This window comes from Pseudomonas sp. NPDC088444 (assembly GCF_044900175.1).
Classification (GTDB): Bacteria; Pseudomonadota; Gammaproteobacteria; order Pseudomonadales; family Pseudomonadaceae; genus Aquipseudomonas.
Genome location: NZ_JBJDNK010000001.1, coordinates 332,138 through 352,595 on the forward strand (window position 1 = coordinate 332,138; position 20,458 = coordinate 352,595).

The window sequence follows — 20,458 nt, forward strand, 5'->3', positions numbered from 1 at the left end:
CCAGCAAGCCAGCTCCCACAGAATCTTCGCCAGTCCTGAGTTCATAGCTCGACACGGGAACAGTGCGGGAGCCGGCTTGCTGGCGAAAGCGGTTGACCAGCCTCCGAAGCACGATCAACTCCGCCCCTCTCAACCTTGACCCAGATCAATAAACCTCACCCACGCCTTCCCTAAACTGCCTTTACCGCCAGCCTTTTCGGGAATGCCCGCATGCTCGACGACCTTCGTTGGGACTCTGATCTCATCCGCCGCCACGATCTGACAGGACCGCGTTACACGTCCTACCCCACTGCGGTGCAATTTCACCCTCAGGTTGGCGCCTTCGATCTGCTCCACGCGCTGCGTGAAAGCCGCAAATCGGTGGCCCCGTTGTCGCTCTACGTGCACATCCCCTTCTGCGCCAACATTTGCTACTACTGCGCCTGCAACAAAGTGATTACCAAGGACCGTGGCCGTGCGCAGGCCTACTTGCAACGTCTGGAGCAGGAAATCCAGATGATCGCCTGCCATGTCGACGAGCGTCAGGTGGTCGAGCAACTGCATTTCGGTGGCGGTACGCCGACCTTCCTCAGCCATGTCGAGCTGCGGCAGTTGATGGGCCACCTGCGCAAACACTTCACCCTGCTGGACGAACACTCCGGGGACTACAGCATTGAAATCGACCCCCGGGAAGCCGACTGGTCGACCATGGGCCTGCTGCGCGAGCTGGGCTTCAATCGCGTCAGCCTCGGCGTGCAGGACCTGGATCCGATGGTGCAGCGCGCCATCAATCGCCTGCAAAGCCTGTCGGAAACCCGCGCCATCGTCGAAGCCGCGCGCACCTTGCAATTCCGCTCGGTGAACATCGACCTGATTTACGGTCTGCCCCTACAGACTCCCGAAGGTTTCGCCCGCACCGTGGAGGAAGTCATCGCGTTGCAGCCCGATCGCCTGTCAGTGTTCAACTACGCGCACCTGCCGGAACGCTTCATGCCACAACGGCGCATCGACACCGCGCAACTGCCGAGCGCCGAACACAAGCTGGAAATGCTCCAACGCACCATCGAGCAACTGACTGGCGCGGGGTATCGCTACATCGGCATGGACCATTTCGCCCTGCCCGACGACGACCTGGCCATCGCGCAGGAAGAAGGCACGCTGCAACGCAACTTTCAGGGCTACACCACCCACGGCCACTGCGACCTGATCGGTCTGGGCGTTTCCGCCATCAGTCAGGTGGGCGACCTTTATGCGCAGAACAGCAGCGACCTGAACGACTATCAGAACCTGCTCGGTGGCGACCAACTGGCCACCCGGCGCGGCCTGATGTGCAACGCCGACGACCGCCTTCGCCGCACCGTGATCTCACAGCTGATCTGTCATTTCACCCTGAATTTCACCGCCATCGAGACAGCGTTCGGCATCGACTTTCGTGGCTATTTCAACGACATTTGGCCGAAATTGCTCACCATGGCCAAAGATGGCCTGATTCATCTGGATGCCACCGGCATTCAGGTCACACCGGCCGGGCGGCTATTGGTGCGCTCGGTGTGCATGGTATTCGACGCGTACCTGGATCTACAAAATCGTCAGCGTTTTTCCCGAGTTATTTAGGAAATTTCCGCGAAGACGGCAGGAATCATTTTCACGCCACGGAGGGCGCGTGCTGGTCGTAGGGACAGGCCCTGGGCTACCCTTACGACTGATGTGTGTTTTCTCACAAGGAATTACCCCGATGTCTGAGCCAGTCAAACTGCGAGCTCACACCCAGGCTCACTGCAAGGACTGCAGCCTGGCCCCGTTGTGCCTCCCGCTTTCATTGAACATGGAAGACATGGACGCACTGGACGAGATCGTCAAACGTGGCCGTCCGCTGAAAAAAGGCGAGTTTCTGTTCCGTCAGGGCGATGGCTTCGATTCGGTCTACGCCGTGCGTTCTGGCGCCCTGAAGACCTTCAGCCTCAGCGACAGCGGCGAAGAGCAGCTCACCGGATTTCACCTGCCGAGCGAACTGGTCGGCCTGTCAGGCATGGACGCTGAAGCGTACCCTGTCTCCGCTCAAGCGATGGAGACGACGTCAGTCTGCGAAATCCCCTTCGAGCGTCTGGACGAATTGTCGGTGCAATTGCCGCAGTTGCGTCGGCAATTGATGCGGGTCATGAGCCGCGAGATTCGCGACGACCAGCAAATGATGTTGCTGCTGTCGAAAAAGACTGCCGACGAGCGCATCGCCACCTTCCTGGTCAACCTGTCGGCGCGTTTCCGCGCCCGGGGCTTTTCCGCCAACCAGTTCCGCCTGAGCATGTCGCGTAATGAAATCGGCAACTACCTGGGGCTGGCAGTGGAAACCGTCTCGCGGGTATTCACGCGCTTTCAGCAGAACGAACTGATCGCCGCCGAAGGCAAGGAAATCCATATTCTGGACCCGATCCAGTTGTGCGCGCTGGCGGGCGGTTCGCTGGAAAGCTGATATGGCGGTCAGGTCCGGGCAGGCTTAAACTACGCTCTTTGTGCGCGTTGCCTGCCAGGACCCTTTCGATGATTTTCGACGAATTCAGCTTCAAATCCCTGATCCGCCCCGTGGTGGATTTTCCCAAGCCTGGCGTGATCTTTCGCGACATCACCCCGCTGTTCCAGTCGCCCAAGGCCCTGCGTATGGTGATCGACAGCTTTGTGCAGCGCTATATCGACTCGGATTTCACCCACGTCGGCGCGATGGATGCGCGGGGTTTTCTGATCGGCTCGATCATCGCCTATGAACTCAACAAGCCGCTGGTGCTGTTCCGCAAACAGGGCAAGTTGCCTGCCGACGTACTGGCCGAAGGGTATCAGACCGAATACGGCGAGGCGTTTCTGGAGGTCCACGCCGACAGCCTGTGCGACGGCGACTCGGTGGTGATGTTCGATGACCTGGTCGCCACCGGCGGCACCCTGATCGCCGCGGCCAACCTGATTCGCCGCATGGGCGCCAAAGTCCACGAAGCGGCCGCGATCATCGACCTGCCCGAACTGGGCGGCTCCCAGCGCCTGGAAGACATGGAAATCCCGACGTTCTGCCTGACGCAGTTTGCGTTGACGGATATGTAAACCGCCAGCACGTTTCTTTGTAGCAGTCCGGCTTGCCGGACTGCTACAAAAGATTTGAGTCGCCCGTCAAAGCTTGATCGGCTTGCGCCCCGCAAACGAATGCGCCAGCGTGCCGCCATCGACCAATTCCAGTTCGCCCCCCAAGGGAACACCGTGAGCGATACGCGAGGTGACGATGCCTTTGTTGGTCAGCAACTGGGCGATGTAATGGGCGGTGGCTTCACCTTCCACGGTCGGGTTGGTGGCCAGGATGACTTCGGCGAACGTGCCCTGCGCCTCAATCCGCGCCATCAGTTCCGGAATTCCGATGGCCTCAGGTCCCAGACCGTCCAGCGGCGACAGGTGCCCTTTGAGCACGAAGTAACGCCCGCGGTAGCCAGTCTGTTCGACGGCATACACGTCCATCGGCCCTTCCACCACACACAGCAAGGTGTCGTCGCGACGAACATCGGAGCATTGCGGGCAGAGTTCGTCTTCAGTCAAGGTGCGGCACTGTTTGCAATGACCGACGCCCTCCATGGCCTGGCTCAAGGCCTGCGCCAGCCGCGAGCCGCCACTGCGGTCACGCTCAAGCAACTGCAAGGCCATGCGCTGAGCGGTTTTCTGACCGACGCCCGGCAAAATGCGCAGGGAGTCGATCAACTGGCGAATCAGAGGGCTGAAGCTCATCGAGGAAAAATCTCACGAAAACACGAGACGCGGTTTATACCCGCGCCTCTGGCAAGCGTCAAATCAGGCTCAAGACACTTTGACCACCAGCTTGCCGAAGTTCTTGCCTTCCAGCAGACCAATGAATGCGTCCGGCGCATGCTCAAGCCCTTCGACGACGTCTTCGCGGAACTTGACCTTGCCCTCCTTCACCAGCGGCACCATGGCCTGCATGAATTCATCCAGACGGTGGTAGTACTCTTCGTAAACGATAAAGCCCTGAATCCTCGCCCGCTTGGTCAGCAGCGTGCGCAGCAGCAATGGCAGATGATTCGGCCCGTCCGGCAGGCGCTGGGCGTTGTACTGCGCGATCACGCCACACAGCGGCACCCGCGCATGCTCATTGAGCAACGGGATGACGGCTTCGAACACCTTGCCGCCCACCAGCTCGAAATAGATGTCGATACCACTGGGGCAGGCTTCGCTCAACTGCTCGGCGAAATGCTCGCTGCGATGGTCGATACAATCGTCGAAACCCAGCTCATCGATGACATGGCGGCATTTATCGATGCCGCCTGCGATCCCCACGACTCGCAGGCCATGCAGCTTGGCCACTTGACCGACCACCGAACCCACCGCACCCGACGCCGCAGCCACCACCAGCGTCTCCCCCGCCTTGGGCTGGCCGATGTGCATCAGCCCCATGTAGCCCGTGATGCCGGGCATACCCAGTACACCCACCGCCATCGAGGGGCTGGGCAAGTCCTTGGGCACGGGCAGCAGGTTCTTGCCATCGGAAATGCTGTGACTCTGCCAACCGGTCTGCCCCACCACCAGATCGCCCACATTGAACGCCGGATGGCGGGATTGTTCGACTACACTCACCGCGCCGCCTTCCATCACCGCATCGATTTCGACCGGTGGCGCGTAGGACGGCGCATCGCTCATGCGACCGCGCATGTAAGGGTCAAGGGAAAGATAGAGCGTGCGCAGTTGAATCTGCCCGTCTTGCAAGTCGGGCAACGCCTCGCGCTCAAGTCGGAAGTTTTCCGGCGTCGGCGCGCCCTGCGGGCGGGAGGCCAGCACGATACGCTGGTTGAGGATCAATTCTTGTGGCATGACGGAAAACTCCTTGGCTGAGCAGAGCGGATTATAGAAAGCAGACTGTCGCAGCTAACGGCAGTTCTGCCGGATGCCGATTTTGTGGGAGCCGGCTTGCTGGCGAAGGCGGTGGTCAGTTATGGCTCAGTTGACTGGCTTTGCGCCTTCGCCAGCAAGCCGGCTCCCACAGATTACGCGCGCGTCACAAGATAAAAACAAAAATGCCAGGCGCGAGGCCTGGCATTTGGGGTGTAGCAACAGCCGCTCAATCAGAACGGCAGTTTCATGCCCGGAGGCAGTTGCATGCCAGCGGTCATGCCGGACATTTTTTCCTGGCTGTTGGCCTCGATCTTGCGTACGGCGTCGTTCACGGCGGCAGCGATCAGGTCTTCGAGGATTTCCTTGTCTTCCTGCATCAGGCTGTCGTCCAGGCTAACGCGCTTGACGTCGTGACGACCGGTCATCACCACGCTCACCAGGCCTGCGCCCGATTGGCCGGTCACTTCGGCATTGGCCAGCTCTTCCTGCATCTTGGCCATTTTTTCCTGCATTTGCTGGGCCTGCTTCATCAGGCCAGCCATGCCACCTTTCATCATGGGAGTTCTCCTCGAAAGTCGATGGGTCATTGCGGGGCGCCAGTTGAGCTTAGCGCCTCGCGGTCATTAAGGGGTTACGGCAGCATCCACCGGGACAATGGTGTCTTCGCGAATGAACGCGCCGAACTGTTCCATCATCTGCTGAATGAACGGATCACTGTTGATCGACGCCTCTGCCTGCCGCTGACGGTCGGCACGCCGGCGAGCCGCTGCCTGGGCCGGGGTTTCCTGCTCGGGCTTGATCAGCTCGATGGTCAGGTTGAGGGTGCGTTCATGATATTGGTTCAACGCCTCGTTCAAACGGCGCTGTTGCGTGGCGTTGAACAGTGCGCTGTGGGCCGGGTCCAGGTGCAACAACCAGTTGTCGCCCTCCACCGAGATCAGCGTGCAGTTAGCGGCGATGTTGCCGGTCATGCCGGAAATCGGCAGTTTCGGGAACAGTTCCAGCCAGTCCGCCGCAAGGCCCGTGGCAGGCTTGGCAGCGGGCAGCAATTCAGGCTCTTTCTCCACCGCCTCGACAGTATCGTGGGCCAGATCGTCCAGATAGGCGAACGAGGCCGGGTCGATGTCGACATCCGGCTCGTAATAGTCGTCGTCTAGTGGTGGCTCGTCGTCGCGCTCCATCGGTGCAGGCACATAAGGCACGGCGTCCGGCACGTGTTCGAGCATGCCTGGCGTCACCACGTCGGCCGCCGCTTGCCGCTGCTCCTGTGACTCGATTTCCGGGGCGTCCGGCACAGGACTGGCCGGAGCAGGCGCGGGCATCGGCGTCAGTTCCGGCTGCTCGGCAACGGTGTCGAGCACCGGTTCCGGAACCTCTTCCACGACCGGGGCGGCAACAGGCTCGTACTCGGGTTCCGGCGCAGGCGCCTCGATCCGGGCAGGTTGCGCAGGCTTGGGTTCATTCCAGGGCAGATCGGCCTCATCGACTGGCTCAGGCACGGGCGCTGCAACAGGCGCAGGCACGTGAGCGACAACAGGCGCGGGCGGCTCCGCGACAGGCACAACCGGGGCCGGAATGTACGCCGGGGCCGGCGCAACAGATGCCGCACCGGCCACCGTTTTTTGGGAATCAGCCGTGGCCGGGCTGATCCCCACTGACTTTAACGGCTGTCGTGGTGCGTTATCGCTGTCCGCCGGGCGGAAGGCCAGCATGCGCAGCAGGACCATTTCGAAGCCCCCGCGCGGATCCGGCGCCAGCGGCAGGTCGCGACGACCGATCAGGCCCATCTGGTAATAGAACTGCACGTCTTCGGCAGGCAGCGCCTGGGCCAGCGCCAGTACGCGCTCGCGATCGCCATGACCGTTGTCGACACCATCCGGCAGCGCCTGAGCAATGGCCACGCGGTGCAACACGTTGAGAATTTCCGAGAGTACGCCATTCCAGTCAGGCCCCTGCTCGGCCAGGTGACGCACGGCCTCCAGCAATGCGCGGGCATCGCCGTCGATCAGCGCCGTGAGTACGTCATAGACCTGGCCGTGATCCAGCGTGCCGAGCATCGCCCGTACGTCAGCGGCCAGCACCTTGCCTTCACCGAAGGCAATCGCCTGATCGGTCAGGCTCATGGCATCACGCATCGAACCGTCGGCGGCGCGGCCCAACAGCCACAGCGCGTCGTCTTCGAACGGAATGTTTTCGGCGCCCAGTACGTGAGTCAGGTGCTCGACTACCCTTTCCGGGGTCATGTTCTTCAGCGAGAACTGCAGGCAGCGCGACAGGATGGTCGCAGGCAGCTTCTGCGGGTCGGTGGTCGCCAGAATGAACTTGACGTAGGGCGGCGGCTCTTCCAGCGTTTTGAGCAAGGCGTTGAACGAGTGGCTGGAGAGCATGTGCACTTCGTCGATCAGGTAGACCTTGAAGCGGCCACGGCTCGGCGCATACTGCACGTTGTCCAGCAGTTCGCGGGTGTCTTCGACCTTGGTGCGGCTCGCGGCGTCGATCTCGATCAGGTCGACGAAACGCCCTTCATCGATCTCGCGGCACACCGAACACTCGCCGCAGGGCGACGAGGTGATCCCGGTTTCACAGTTCAGACATTTGGCGATGATCCGCGCGATGGTGGTCTTGCCGACCCCGCGCGTGCCGGTGAACAAATAGGCATGGTGCAGGCGCTGGCTATCCAGCGCGTTGATCAAGGCCTTGAGCACATGGGTCTGGCCGACCATTTCGCGGAACGAGCGCGGACGCCATTTACGTGCAAGAACCTGATAACTCATTGAAAACCGTCGCGACTGGGTTGCGGAAGACCGCTAATCCTAGCGGAGCGGGGGCAAAATTGCATCCGCGCGATCAATATGAAAACACGCATAGAAACAATCTGACGCTAGAATGCCATCACTGCCCAATCGCTTCGCCAGGCTCGTATGAGGGACTTGAATGCGTCTGTTGACGTTGAGCGCCGTGTGGCTATTGAGTGGGGCCGTTCAGGCAGGTCAGGCGCCGTTGCGATTCTCCATCGCCGACGCCTGGGCAATGCCTCTGGTGCAGATCGAAGACCATCAGCCTACCAGTGGCATCATTTTCGACATCATGCAAAGCATGGCTGCTCAGGCGAACCTGTCAGCGGAATACCGCGTGGTGCCCATCCAGCGCGTGCAACGCACCCTGGAGCGCGGCGGCATTGACGTGCGCTGTTATGCGGCGCAATCGTGGATGCCCAATTTGTCCGGCGATTACACCTGGAGCCTGCCGCTGCTGATCCAGCGCGACCTGCTCATCAGCACACCGGACAATGCGAGCCCGCGAACGCCCGACTCCCTGAACGGTGAGACCATCGGCACCGTCCTGGGTTACGCCTACCCCACCCTGCAAACCGCGTTCGACCAGCACCGGCTCACCCGCGACGATGCCCGTAGTGAAGTCCAGGTCCTGCAAAAACTTCAGATCCATCGCTATCGCTACGCGGTCGGCAATCAATGGTCGCTCGACTGGTTCAACCGCAACCTGCCGGAAGACCAGAAACTGCGCGGCGTGGCAGTCATCGACGAACAGCCGGTGGGTTGCATCGTGCGCAACGACACCGACATTCCGGCGCAAAAGCTGATGCGAATTTTGCTGCGCATGCGCATGTCCGCGGAGATCGACCGGATCATGAGCCGCTATAACACGGTGTCCGGGTTGCCAGCGGACGGACCTGCGGCACCGTGATCGGGGGTCTTACGGTAGCCCACACCGCTCTGTCTCGGGTGAACGCTCCCACAGGTCCGATGCTGCCCCACAGAGCCGAGCGCACCATGCGGATCAACGTAAGGGCTCACATTCGCTGCTCTCAGCGCTGTAGCAATACCGTCACATTGCGGGATTAGGCTCCGTCGACATAATTGGTAACACCTTTCGGTCAGCGAGCAGGAGCCGTGATGAGCGACACACCCCAAGATCCAAACCAGCCATCCGCCAGCGACATCTCCAGCGACTCCCCCACCGACACCAGCCGTCGTCGCTTCCTCGGTGGTGTTGCCGTGCTGGGGGCGGGGGCCACGCTGAGCAATGTCGTGGCCGCCAGTGAATCGATGGGCAAAGGCAAATCCGCCACGCTGGGCACATCCCTCAGCGGCCATGCTCTGGACAAGGCATTGCACGACAACGTCAAAACCATCGTGGTGATCTACGCCGAGAACCGCAGCTTCAACAACTTGTTCGCGAATTTTCCGGGGGTGGAAAAGCCGCTTTCGGCGGTCAAGCCGGACGACTACCGGCAAAAGGACCGCGACGGCGAGGTGCTGGAAAACCTGCCGTCCTGTTGGGGTGGCGTGTGCCAGATCGGCCCGCAGAGTCTGGACGGCGTCACCTACGCCACTGGCGTGCAATATCAGGAAAATTTGCCCAACGCGCCCTTCCCGCTTAAAGGGCCGAGCGGTGAAGACCTGCCACTGGGTGTGGTGACTCGCGATCTGTGGCACGTGTTCTATCAGAACCAGATGCAGATCAACGGCGGCAAGAACGACGGTTTCGTGGCCTGGGCCGACTCCGGCAGCCTGCCCATGGGCTACTACGCCCAGAGCCAGTATTCCCTGCGCTTGTGGGACGTCGCTAAAGAATTCGTGCTCTGCGACAACTTCTTCCAGGGCGCGTTTGGCGGTTCGTTCCTCAATCACCAGTACCTGATCTCGGCCAAGGTCCCGTTCTACCCGGACGCGGCCAACTCTGCGGCCAAATCCCAGATTGCCACGCTGGAAAGCAGCGACCCGCTGGATTACCGCCTCAAGCCACTGGAAAAATCCCCGGCCAGCGCGATGTCCGGCCCACCCCAGTTCGGCCCCAGCGCCCTGACGCCAGATGGCTACGCCGTCAACACTATGGCCCCGCCCTACTGGCCGACCTGGCTGCGTGACAAGGAAAAACCGGACTACTCGCAACCCAATCTGGCCAACGTGCTGGTGCCGCAAAGCCACGACCACATTGGCGACAAGCTATCGAAAAAGAACGTCGACTGGGCCTGGTACGCCGGCGCCTGGCAAGTCACGCTGGACGAGTACAAGGATTCGGCGGGCATCCCCAAGATCCCGAACTTCCAGTACCACCACCAGCCATTCAACTACTTCAAACAGCAAGGCCCGCAGAACCCTGCCGAGCGCAACAAGCGTCTGCGTGACGGTGGTCTGGGCGATGACTTCAGCACCAACAAGTTCTTCGCCGACGCCCAGGCGGGCAAGCTGCCTGCGGTGACGTTCTACAAGCCGCAGGGCAACCTGAACATGCACGCGGGTTACGCCGACGTCGCCGCCGGTGATCGGCACATCGACCGCGCCATAAAGATCCTCCGTGAAAGCCCGCAATGGAAGAACATGGTGGTCATCGTCACGGTCGATGAAAACGGCGGTTGGTGGGACCACGTCGCGCCACCGAAAGGTGATCGCTGGGGACCCGGTACACGCATTCCGGCCATCGTGGTGTCGCCGTTCGCCCGCAAGGGAACGGTGGATCACACGGTCTACGACACCGCGTCGATCCTGCGACTGATCACCCGCGTCCACGGCCTGGAAAAGCTCGATGGCCTCAAGGAACGGGACGACGCCATGGCCGCGCGCGGGCAGGCCCCGATGGGCGATCTCACCAACGCGCTGCACTTCCCCGCCTGACTGAGCCCTGCGTTGCAGAACGTTTCCGAGACGTTCTGCAACGTTTGCCCGGTTGACCCGCCCGCCTGGAACATATTCCTTCAGAGCCTCATTCACTCTGCAAGGAAGCAGCACCATGAACGCACCATCCCCCTCCTACATTCCGAAACATCGCACGGCCACTGAACTGCTGGTCGTACACTGCTCGGCGACCCGTCCCACACAAGACATCGGCGTCAAAGAAATCACCCAATGGCATCGCCAGCGGGGCTTTGACACCGCGGGCTATCACTACATCATTCGCCGCAACGGCGAGGTTGAAGCCGGTCGGCCTGAAACCGCCATCGGCGCCCACGTCAAAGGGCACAACGCAAGCTCCATCGGCGTTTGCCTCGTCGGCGGCGTGAACGCCGCAGGCAAACCCGAAAACAACTTCACCGCCCATCAATTTGCAGCCTTGCGCGCATTACTGCGGCAACTGCGCAGCCGGTACCCCACCACGCGCGTTCTGGGCCATCGGGATTTGTCACCCGACCTGAACAACGATGGAAAGATCACCCCCGACGAGTTCATCAAGGCGTGCCCGAGCTTTGACGTCGCGACCTGGCTCGCGCAAAACCGATGAGCGTTGAAACACTCGCCTGACCACACACATTTGCCGAAATTGAGTGGGGATCTGTGCATGTACAGCGCGGCCACTGCTGCCTAGAGTGACCGCGCCCTACTGCACAATTGAGGAGAGTGCCATGCCCCAGACACTGAAATTCCAGCAAGTCGACGTCTTTTCCAGCGCGGCCACCGAAGGCAATCCGCTGGCCGTCGTGAGCGCCGCCGACGATGTGACTGACGCGCAAATGGCCGCTTTCGCACGCTGGACCAACCTCAGCGAAACCACCTTTCTACTGCGTCCCACGCACCCGGACGCCGATTACCGCGTGCGCATCTTCACCACCACACGCGAATTACCGTTTGCCGGTCACCCGACGCTGGGCAGTTGCTTCGTCTGGCTCGACAACGGCGGCGTCGCCAAGGGCGACGAGATCGTTCAGGAATGTGGCGCCGGGCTGGTACGAATTCGCCGCAATGGCTCGCGCCTGGCGTTTTCTGCACCGCCACTGATGCGCAGCGGTCCGGTAGAGGACGGCGTGTTGCACACCATTGCTGCCGGTTTGCGCGTTCCGGTCGAAAAAATCGTCGCCAGCCAATGGGCAGACAACGGCCCGGGTTGGGTGGCCGTCATGCTCGCAAACCGCGATGAGTTGCTCGCGATTCGCCCGGACTACCCGGCGTTCAAAGGCCTCAATGTCGGCGCCATCGCGCCGTGGACGGGCCACGATGCCGAAGCCGACTTTGAAGTGCGCGCGTTTACCGGCGACCTGGGCGCCGAAGACCCGGTCACCGGCAGCCTCAATGCCAGCCTCGCTCAATGGCTGATTCCGGCGGGGCTTGCGCCGAGCCGCTACACCGCGCGCCAAGGCACCGCGATGGGGCACTGCGGACGAATCAACGTCGAACAGATCAGCGAACGGATCTGGGTTGGCGGTGATGTGCAGCGCTGTGTTGCGGGCACTGTAACCCTTTAACCAGGGTGATCTGCCGAATGCACATGTCTCGGCACAGATCGCTTTGTGGGAGCGAATTCATTCGCGATGCATAGGCATGGGCGATGAATGTGTATTGGACGTACTGACGCCTCGCGAATGAATTCGCTCCCACAGGTTACGGCGTCCTCCAGCACCTCAAGACCCCGCGACAGCCGTCGATTCCCTTTTCTGAACCGCTCGTTCTTCTCCTGGCAAGCGCAGCGTCAGCAACGCCAGTACCACCGCAACCACGCCAATCGCTACATAAACGCTAACAAACGAGCCATTGGCGCTGGCCAGCCAGCCGCCGCAGAAATTCCCCATCATTCCGCCCACGCCCTGCATGATGTTGGCCACGCCAAACAGCGTCACAGCCAACGCCGCGTTACTGGCCATTTTCGACACGTAGGCGGGGATCAGACCGAAGATCGGGTAGAACGCCACCGAGAACAGCACCCCTGCCACCAATGGCCAATAACCGGCCGGGTGCACGACGAGAATCAACGCAGCCAGCGCGACGCAGATGTAGACCAGCATCATCGTGACCCGCAAACCGATGCGGTCCGACAGCCAGCCCACGGCGAGTCCGGCGAACATACCCACGAAGCCGATGCTCGCCCAGATCTGCGCGGTGTAAGCCACGTCGAAGTTCAGTTCCGTGCGCAGGTAGGAAGACAGGTAGTTCTGGAACGGAAATGTCGAGAAGCCGAGCAGGAAGGTCATGGTCCAGACAGTCAGCACCCAAGGCTGCATCAAGGCGGAAATCCCGATACGTTGTGCAGGCTCATTCGTGGTCGTCGCGTCAGACGGGCAAACGAACAATCGGGCCTTCTTGAACACCAGCACAACCGCGAAAGCCAGCAACATCGTGATCAGGCCGACGATCCACCACACGCTCCGCCACTCACCCTGAGGCGCATACATCGGCACCAGCAGACTGTTGATGAACACGCCATAACTGGTGCCGCTGGACACCAGCCCCATGGCCATCCCGCGATATCTGAACGCCACCGAGCGGGCAATGACATCGACCATCGGCACAAACACCGACGCGGCCGTACCGGCCAGTATCGTCAGCAACGCACCGATCAGCAGGACGCTGTGCGCCTGGGACAGCCAAAGCAACGCAACGGCGCAAACCGCCCCCGAGCCGAGAATGACCCAGCCGCCCCCCACGCGGGCCGTCAGCCAGGCGGCCAGCAAGGCACTGATCAGATAACCGAACTGGCCCGCCGCCGTGATGCTGCCCACATAGGAGATGTCGAACCCCAGACTGGCGCGCATGTCCGGTACCAGTTGCGAGAACAGGTAGATCCCGAAACCGAAGGTCGCGGCCACTAATCCAGTCAACAACACCACAATCAACGCATTGATACGCATCGTCGGCATCCTTTCGTGAGTTGAGTGAGACACTGCCCTGATCCGGATCAGGCCGCAGGTTGAGCAGCCTCGATCAGTTCGGCGGCCAGGTCTTTGGCCAGCAGAAAAACGCTGTCGTCGTTTTCCAGTGCACCTGTCAGAAACGCGCCTTCCAACAACAGGAAAAGTCGGCGAACCAGCACCTGAGGCTGTTTGAGCCCCGCCATGACCGCCAACTCCAGCAAGTGCTGTTTCACACCGCACTTGTGCCGGTCCACGGCTTGACGCACCGGGTGGGCACGGTCCGGGAACTCGGCAGCGGAATTCACATAGGGGCAACCGCGCAGGCCTCCTTCACGCAACCATTGCCGGTGCAGGTCGAACAGGCCGAGCAGCTTCTGGTCAGGCGAGTCGCTGGCGGCCAATGTCTGTTGCACCGCGGCCTCCCAGCGCTCGTTGCGTTTGTCGAGGAACGCCACAATCAACTCATCCTTGGAAGCGAAGTGCGCGTAGAGCGTCATCTTCGACATGCCCGCCAACTCCGCCACGGCGGCGATGCCTGTCGCATTGATGCCGTCGCGGAAAAACAGCGTGGACGCAGCGTCGATCAGGCGCTGGTGGTTGGCGCTGGCGTCGCGGGAAGTCGCCATGAATCAATCCTCGAATCAGAACTGTACTGACCGGTAAGGATAATGACAAATTGTAAAAACGCCAGCCCGACATTGCATCGGGCGACGAAACGTTAAGGGATTGGCGAGAGGCCTCTGTAGTAGTCCGGCTTGCCGGCGGTGACGCCCTCGAGATCGCGGCCGTCGGTAAGCCGGACTGCTACAGGGAACGTCCAGCCGTTAACGCAGCCACAATTCCTTGACCGAATGATCAGCCGCCTTGCGTACGACCAGGCTGGCGCGCTCACGGGTCGGCAAGATGTTTTCCAGCAGGTTCGGGCGGTTGATGTCACGCCAGATCTTGCGCGCAGCGTCCGGGGATTTTTCCGGCGGCAGGTCGGCCAGTTCACGGAAATAGGCGCCGCGAGCCCGGAATGCGGTGCGTTGCAGCATCAGGAAGCGCTCAACGTACCAGCGCTCGATGTCGCCCTCATCCGCGTCCAGATAGATCGAGAAATCGAAGAAATCCGAAACGATAGTGCCCGGTTTCTGGCCGTCGGTCCCTTCGGTCTGCAACACGTTCAAGCCTTCGAAAATCAGGATGTCGGGCTGGCTGACCTCCAGAAACTTGTCCGGCACGATGTCATAGCTGATGTGGGAATAGACCGGGGCGCTGATATTCGCGACACCGGCCTTGAGGTCCGAGAGAAACTTGACCATGCGTTTGCGATCGTAGCTTTCCGGAAAGCCCTTGCGGTGCATGATGTCGTCCGCCGCGAGCTTTGCGTTGGGGTGCAGAAAACCGTCGGTGGTGATCAGATCGACCCGCGGATGATCAGGCCAGCGCGCCATCAGCGCCTGCAGAACGCGGGCGAAGGTGCTCTTGCCCACCGCAACACTGCCCGCCACGGCGACCACGTAGGTCTGTTTCTTGGCCGGACGCCCCAGAAAGGTGTCCTTGATGCTGGCCAGGTTGCGCGCCGCGTTGACGTGCAGGTTGATCAAGCGAGACAGGGGAAGGTAGATGTTGACGACATCTTCCAGGGAAATATCTTCGTTTACGCCTCGTAACGCCGCCAGGTCTTCTTCGGACAACGTCAGTGGGGTGCTGGCACGCAGCCCCGCCCACTCCTTGCTGGTCATTACGAGATAGTCATCAGGCGCCATCTATAGCCTTCCAATCCAGGTGTCGGTATCGACAATGGTGCGAAGACTATCGTATTGACCCAAAAACCGGGCAGATTTCTTTGATTTCCCACGCATTATTGGCGGGATCGGCGTTGGTCCGGCGGCTGCGATTGCGCCAGATCAACGTCATGCGCGGTGACGCAACCTACGCCGTGCGGTATTCGATGGTCAGGTGCGACACCTCATGCACCACACCCAGCCGCTCGCGAATCGTTTCAGCCGCCACCTGACCACTTGCCAGCACGCTGACAATCGCTGCCCTCGCCTCAGGGCCGACTTTCCACACATGCAGATCAGTGATCTGCACATCGCCCTGCGCTTCGACCACCGCACGAATTTCGTCTGCAACCTGCTCGTCGGTCACGTCCAGCAGCACGTTGGCGCTTTGCCGGATCAGACCGAGGGACCACTTGGCGATCACCGCTGCGCCCACCACGCCCATGATCGGATCAAGCCAGACCCATCCCAGATAACGCCCCGCCAGCAAGGCTGCGATGGCCAGTACGGAGGTCAGTGCGTCAGCCAACACATGCATGTACGCCGAGCGCAGGTTGTTGTCACCACCATGGGAATCGCCGTGATGACCGTGGTCGTGGTGCCCATGATCGTGATGATGGCCGTGATCGTGCCCATGGTGATGCCCATGACTGCCCGACAGCATGAATGCGCTGACGATGTTGACCAACAGCCCCGCCACCGCAATCAGCGTCGCCTCGCCAAAGGCCACCTGCGTTGGCTGGAACAGGCGTAGGAGAGACTCGGCACCAATGCCCAGCGCCACCAACATCAGAATCAATGCCGAAGCGAAGCCCGCCAGGTCGCCCACCTTGCCCGTACCAAAACTGAAGCGGCCATTATTGGCGTTACGCCGGGCAAACGAATAGGCCGCCGCCGCAATGCCCAGCGCCCCTGCGTGGGTCGCCATGTGAAAACCATCGGCCAATAACGCCATGGAACCGGTCATGTAACCGGCCGCGATTTCACCGACCATCATGACGAACGTCAGCGCCACCACCCACAGCGTGCGGCGGGCGTTCTCATCGTGAGACTGGCTGAGGAAAACATGCTCATGGGCGTGTTTCCGTGCAATGACCATACGGCCTCCTTATTTCGAATAACGGCGGATGGCTTCGAGCAGCTCTTCAAGGCCGTCGGCCCGCTCTTCGTCACTCAAGCCGGGATGGGCCACATGCTCGCGGGCATGAGCTTCGATGATTTCGTCCATCAAACCGTTGATGGCCCCTCGCGTGGCGGCCACCAGATGCAGGGTCTTGGCGCAGTCCACTTCCGACTCCAGCCCCCGCTCGATGGCCTGAACCTGCCCGGCAATACGCCGTACGCGCTTGAGCAAGTCGTCTTTCTCGGCCTGAAGATGCGCCATACCATACCCCCCCTACCTATAATGAGCGGCATTTTGCAGCGTCGCCCCGGTAGAAACAAGCGCCCAGCATCACCCGCCCACAGATTTACTCCGTCGGACAGGACAGTTTCCAGACTCTGCCTACACACCGGATGAGGCCCGCCCTACATCCCGACATCCACTCACCCACGATCATGACGTCAGTAGTTACAGGTTGTTTCTGCTGCGGGCAGGCGCCGCTGCTGCATAACGCCGACGGCCCTGCCCTTATCGATGAATAAACAATGGATTGCCCTGAACATGCCGATCACGCTCGAAATGAAGACCACCGACCCGGAAGAAATGAAACTTGCCGTCCGCTACTGGGCGATGAGTGAAACTGGCGAGTTCGTGGAAAAAGTCATGGACCTGGTGCCCTTTCGTGACATCACCCACAGCGGCACCCTGGCCGCCCATGTACGCACATGGTGTCGCGCCTACGACGAGAACCTGACCTGCCGCGATTGCGGCACTTATCTGGAAGTGACCAGCCGTTCGGCGGTCTAGAAATTCCCTCAACAATCTCCGTGGCCGTGCCCGGAATGCAAAAAAACGCGCGAACGCCAGGAACGTGAGGCACGCGCCGCTGAAGCCGAAGCGCTGGAAAGGGAACTGAGCGCCTACCGGGCGCAGCTGCCCTCAGGCCCTATCGATTACACGCAGTTGAGCGATGACCACGCCCTGTTGTTACTGGCGCTCAACGTCGCACTTTCGCCGCGCCTGGGTTCTGCCGCCTTCAGCGTCAACGATTGCACGGCCCTGGCCCCACTGGACGTGGGTGCGTTCATCGACAAACTGGAAATGGCTCACGCGATTCGCGAAGCCCCGCTGGATGCGATGCCTGGTACGTACTTCCTGCGCTACGGCGAATTGATGTTCCACACCCGAGCCCTTTCCTACCGCCTGACACCCGACATCCATCTTGGCGCAAACGACGAAGCCCTATCTCTGCTGATCGAACGGGAGTATGCAGACGCCTCTGCCCTGTTCAACCTCTGGCTGGATTTCGCCACCGCCGATGCCATGCGCTATTTCTTCGACAAATGCACGGCGTTCAACCACGACCTGGACGCCAAGCAGTACAGCGAAGTGCGCAGTACACTGCGCGAAGCGCTGAAAACCTTGAGCGTGTCGCAAGTGTGGTTCGTGGCCTGGAAATGTGTGAAAGATGCCGCGAGCCTGGCCAGACTGGTGTACTACACCGAAGAACGGGCCACCGCCACCCTCCCCGGAAAAGTCCGCCGCACGCTGGAAAAAGCTGAAAAGGAAGGAACCGTCATTCGCAAATGGGACCGTCCCGATCACCAACCCTCAGGCGCGTTGGGCATGCTCTTCACCGAGCTGTTCGGCATCGATGAAGACACGCCGGGCGCTGACGTGCTCGCACTGCTTAATGCGTCGCGCGCTGAACATTGCGAACCGCAAAACGCGATGCTGCCGCCTGAAGCGGTCAGGCGATGGCTGTGCGAAGCGCTGGCCAACGACACCGGCCCGCAGATGCTTGAGCGGTTTGCGGGGTTGATTCGGGACGGCTACGACGTTGACGGAGCGGTTCACGCCCTGCTCGCGCCCACGCCAACCTCGTCGGCGGCACTGTAAATAGATTGAACTCCCGACTCTCCTCTGGTGACGAATAGCCACTACTCAAACCAGAGGCGCTCCTTAATGCGGCTTGAATCCCTTGCACTGAGTCTGCTTGCCACCCTGACCGACGGCGCTGCCTCGAAAATCTGCCCGCTGGATTTCACTGCCCTGCTGTATCTGCGAGATCAGGGATACGTCGAGGTGTCGGTCAAGGAGGGTTGCGTGGTGGCCGAGCGCACGGCCGCTGGCAAGCAGTTCGCCAGTGAACGGACGGGGCGTCGCGCGTAGCCAGGAGCGTCAGTAGCCGTGGGATTCTCGGAATTTCTGGAAGTTGTGGTACTCGATCCACGCCACCACGTCGTACGGCACGAACAACTGCCGGGTCGCCCGTGAAATGGCGATGTACACCGCGCAAATGCGCTGGTCGAAGTCGTAGGCATCCTTGAACTTCACGTTGGTCAGCAACTCGGGGGTGAGTAGCACCTGCTCGAATTCCATGCCCCCTGCCTCTTCTGCCCGCATCAACACGCACCGCTTGGCAGGGTCGCCGGACATGCGGCTCAGCCGCGTGACATCGGCGATGTTGAAGCCCTGATCCAGTTGATGCTCCACCCACAAGAACGCTTCATCGTAACGGTTGGCGTCACGCACACGTTGCCAGTCGGCCATGTCACTGAAATAAGGATGCAACCCCAGAGCGCTGCGTTCGGGGGCGTAGAAATCCGGTTTGAACAGGCCGACTGCGGTGTTCATGAAATGCTCGACATCCCGCTGCGTCGCCGCATCCGGATACCCAAACGAACAGCGGGCGGCGTGCAACTCAATGGCCCATTTCATCGTGTCCCACGGCGAAGCGGTGAGGATCACACAGCCCTCGGGCGGCACGAAGCCTTGCGGGTACTCCTCAATACTGACGTCCGCATCCCGCGCCCCTTCGAACGGCAATTTGCCCTTCTCCGAATGCTGGTGGATCAACGGATTGACCAGTCGCTCCACATTGCGCCCCGAACGCACCGAGTAACTGATGTCAGTCTGGCGCACCCGCTGACCGCGTTTCACCATCGCCCGCCCGGGGTGCTGGTATTCGTCGCCCAAGGTGATCAGCACCTGCTTGCCACGCTCGATGATCTTCAACAGGGAGGGCGGGATGTCCTGACTCTCGTCGATCAGCACATGGGTGTAGCGATCCGGCATCACGCAGCCTTCCAGATTCGCGCGCTTGAGCAGCCATAACGCCTCGAAACCGGTCTGACCCGCCCACTCGGGATGCCGTTCCAGGTACACCCAGAGCCGACTGGCGTATTCCAGCAACACCTGATTTTCCAGGCTGCTCATAGCCAGATTGAAATGCGGAAGGTGCTTGCTCGACAGGCTGTGATCCCACGACTGGCAGTAGCTCTCCAGGGTTTTGAGGCACAGATCCAGCGTCGCCTGCGCTCCGTGATCGCGAAAGCCGAGAATGTTCAACTCCTGCGCCAACCCCAGCTTGCCCGGCCCCTTGAATGCCTCATGCTCAGGCTGAAAACGTGGTCCTCGCAACAATGCTTGAGCGAACGCCTTGAAGGTCGACCCCGGCCCCTTGCCCTTGTCTTGCGTGCCCTTCAATCGTTCACGCAGCGCACTGAGCTTGCCCGGCGTGCGCGCCAACAACAGTGTCTTGGCCGGTGGCAGGCACTCCATCAACACGCCAAGCAGATGGCTCTTGCCGATTCCCGCATAACCCTGAACATGCAGGTCTTCATCCAGATTGGCTCGAAACGTCCTGACCAGCTTGTCCTGCGCCGCGCTCAACCACCGCTCGCGATAACGCGGCGTGATCACCTGTTCACTGAACGGATCGTTCTGGCGATGGTGGCGAACCTTGTATTCAAGGTCCCACTGACCGTCAGGTAGCAAGTAATTGCGCGCCGCCACCTCCTCATCCAGCAACAAACGCAGATTCAACCCCTTGATCGCGTTGAGACCGAAATACAGCTGGCGCGGATCGAACAATCGCCGCGCCTCAGGCAGCAAAGCCGCTTCGGTAGATCGCCGCGCCGAGACCGACCACGCAAGCAACCGCGCCAGCACCTTCTCCGCCGCATCGCACGTCAGGTCTTTTTCCGCCGCCTGAGCCAGATTCTGGATGACCAGCACAGCGGCCAGTTCAGGATCGGTCAGGGTGTCAAGGGCAGCAGCGCCTTCGGCTTTCAAACGCTCACAGGTCTCGGCGGTGACGGGGAGAAAAACGGGGCTGTCGAGATTCTGATGTTCAGGTTGCATACAGCC

20 protein-coding genes are annotated in these 20,458 nt (G+C 60.8%); 10 read left to right on the plus strand and 10 right to left on the minus strand.

All coding sequences use genetic code 11. From position 1 onward, the window contains the following. The first annotated feature begins 210 nt into the window (after positions 1–210). The 3 genes from hemN to ACI2KB_RS01760 all read left to right on the plus strand — a co-directional run bounded on the left by hemN (position 211) and on the right by ACI2KB_RS01760 (position 3,066). Positions 211–1,593, plus strand: a complete 1,383-nt coding sequence (gene hemN, locus ACI2KB_RS01750) for an oxygen-independent coproporphyrinogen III oxidase (protein ID WP_404630785.1) — start codon at positions 211–213, stop codon at positions 1,591–1,593. A gap of 121 nt (positions 1,594–1,714) precedes the next feature. Next, on the plus strand, positions 1,715–2,449 hold the full coding sequence (gene fnr, locus ACI2KB_RS01755; RefSeq protein ID WP_404630786.1) for a fumarate/nitrate reduction transcriptional regulator Fnr: 735 nt from the start codon (positions 1,715–1,717) through the stop codon (positions 2,447–2,449). Between the two features lie 68 nt (positions 2,450–2,517). After that, the gene (locus tag ACI2KB_RS01760) at positions 2,518–3,066 is read left to right on the plus strand and encodes an adenine phosphoribosyltransferase (protein ID WP_404630788.1); all 549 of its coding nucleotides are present in this window, start codon (positions 2,518–2,520) and stop codon (positions 3,064–3,066) included. A 66-nt stretch (positions 3,067–3,132) separates the two neighbouring features. Here the strand turns inward: ACI2KB_RS01760 and recR are convergent, their stop codons facing one another. From recR to dnaX, 4 genes are all read right to left on the minus strand, one after another. Beyond that, positions 3,133–3,735, minus strand: coding sequence for a recombination mediator RecR (gene recR, locus ACI2KB_RS01765; RefSeq protein WP_404630790.1), 603 nt, complete (start codon positions 3,733–3,735; stop codon positions 3,133–3,135). A gap of 69 nt (positions 3,736–3,804) precedes the next feature. Then, positions 3,805–4,833 carry an NADP-dependent oxidoreductase gene (locus tag ACI2KB_RS01770; protein ID WP_404630792.1) on the minus strand — a complete coding sequence of 343 codons (1,029 nt, stop codon included), beginning with the start codon at positions 4,831–4,833 and terminating at the stop codon, positions 3,805–3,807. Between the two features lie 251 nt (positions 4,834–5,084). Further along, positions 5,085–5,411 carry a YbaB/EbfC family nucleoid-associated protein gene (locus tag ACI2KB_RS01775; RefSeq protein WP_404630794.1) on the minus strand — a complete coding sequence of 109 codons (327 nt, stop codon included), beginning with the start codon at positions 5,409–5,411 and terminating at the stop codon, positions 5,085–5,087. Positions 5,412–5,477: 66 nt separating this feature from the next. Beyond that, positions 5,478–7,628 (minus strand): DNA polymerase III subunit gamma/tau, encoded by a 2,151-nt coding sequence (gene dnaX / locus ACI2KB_RS01780; RefSeq protein ID WP_404630795.1) that lies wholly within the window; start codon positions 7,626–7,628, stop codon positions 5,478–5,480. A 160-nt stretch (positions 7,629–7,788) separates the two neighbouring features. On the opposite strand from dnaX, the gene ACI2KB_RS01785 reads away from it, so the two are divergent. The 4 genes from ACI2KB_RS01785 (at position 7,789) to ACI2KB_RS01800 (ending at position 12,052) form a co-directional block, all read left to right on the plus strand. Beyond that, entirely contained in the window at positions 7,789–8,559 is a 771-nt protein-coding gene (locus ACI2KB_RS01785; RefSeq protein WP_404630797.1) for a substrate-binding periplasmic protein, read from the plus strand. Between the two features lie 209 nt (positions 8,560–8,768). Further along, positions 8,769–10,490 (plus strand): acid phosphatase, encoded by a 1,722-nt coding sequence (locus ACI2KB_RS01790; RefSeq protein WP_404630799.1) that lies wholly within the window; start codon positions 8,769–8,771, stop codon positions 10,488–10,490. A gap of 115 nt (positions 10,491–10,605) precedes the next feature. After that, positions 10,606–11,094 carry an N-acetylmuramoyl-L-alanine amidase gene (locus tag ACI2KB_RS01795; RefSeq protein ID WP_404630801.1) on the plus strand — a complete coding sequence of 163 codons (489 nt, stop codon included), beginning with the start codon at positions 10,606–10,608 and terminating at the stop codon, positions 11,092–11,094. Between the two features lie 121 nt (positions 11,095–11,215). Then, complete coding sequence (locus tag ACI2KB_RS01800) at positions 11,216–12,052, plus strand: PhzF family phenazine biosynthesis protein (protein ID WP_404630803.1); 837 nt, start codon at positions 11,216–11,218, stop codon at positions 12,050–12,052. A 156-nt stretch (positions 12,053–12,208) separates the two neighbouring features. Here the strand turns inward: ACI2KB_RS01800 and ACI2KB_RS01805 are convergent, their stop codons facing one another. The 5 genes from ACI2KB_RS01805 to ACI2KB_RS01825 all read right to left on the minus strand — a co-directional run bounded on the left by ACI2KB_RS01805 (position 12,209) and on the right by ACI2KB_RS01825 (position 16,588). Further along, a complete protein-coding gene (locus tag ACI2KB_RS01805) occupies positions 12,209–13,432 on the minus strand; it encodes a nitrate/nitrite transporter (protein WP_404630805.1) in 1,224 nt (407 codons plus the stop codon). Positions 13,433–13,479: 47 nt separating this feature from the next. Beyond that, a complete protein-coding gene (locus ACI2KB_RS01810) occupies positions 13,480–14,061 on the minus strand; it encodes a TetR/AcrR family transcriptional regulator (protein WP_404630807.1) in 582 nt (193 codons plus the stop codon). Between the two features lie 198 nt (positions 14,062–14,259). Then, complete coding sequence (gene coaA, locus ACI2KB_RS01815) at positions 14,260–15,186, minus strand: type I pantothenate kinase (RefSeq protein ID WP_404630809.1); 927 nt, start codon at positions 15,184–15,186, stop codon at positions 14,260–14,262. Positions 15,187–15,352: 166 nt separating this feature from the next. Continuing rightward, positions 15,353–16,303, minus strand: coding sequence for a CDF family Co(II)/Ni(II) efflux transporter DmeF (dmeF, locus tag ACI2KB_RS01820; protein WP_404630811.1), 951 nt, complete (start codon positions 16,301–16,303; stop codon positions 15,353–15,355). Positions 16,304–16,312: 9 nt separating this feature from the next. Further along, on the minus strand, positions 16,313–16,588 hold the full coding sequence (locus tag ACI2KB_RS01825) for a metal/formaldehyde-sensitive transcriptional repressor (RefSeq protein WP_404630813.1): 276 nt from the start codon (positions 16,586–16,588) through the stop codon (positions 16,313–16,315). Between the two features lie 279 nt (positions 16,589–16,867). Here ACI2KB_RS01825 and ACI2KB_RS01830 point away from each other — a divergent pair, with 279 nt between their 5' ends. From ACI2KB_RS01830 to ACI2KB_RS01840, 3 genes are all read left to right on the plus strand, one after another. Next, positions 16,868–17,113 carry a hypothetical protein gene (locus ACI2KB_RS01830; RefSeq protein WP_404630815.1) on the plus strand — a complete coding sequence of 82 codons (246 nt, stop codon included), beginning with the start codon at positions 16,868–16,870 and terminating at the stop codon, positions 17,111–17,113. 156 nt (positions 17,114–17,269) lie between these two features. Beyond that, on the plus strand, positions 17,270–18,205 hold the full coding sequence (locus ACI2KB_RS01835; RefSeq protein ID WP_404630817.1) for a hypothetical protein: 936 nt from the start codon (positions 17,270–17,272) through the stop codon (positions 18,203–18,205). Between the two features lie 66 nt (positions 18,206–18,271). Then, positions 18,272–18,478 (plus strand): hypothetical protein, encoded by a 207-nt coding sequence (locus ACI2KB_RS01840; protein WP_404630819.1) that lies wholly within the window; start codon positions 18,272–18,274, stop codon positions 18,476–18,478. Between the two features lie 9 nt (positions 18,479–18,487). Here ACI2KB_RS01840 and ACI2KB_RS01845 read toward each other — a convergent pair whose 3' ends face one another. After that, positions 18,488–20,452: a hypothetical protein gene (locus ACI2KB_RS01845; RefSeq protein ID WP_404630821.1), complete on the minus strand. Its 1,965-nt coding sequence runs from the start codon at positions 20,450–20,452 to the stop codon at positions 18,488–18,490. Positions 20,453–20,458: the final 6 nt, after the last annotated feature.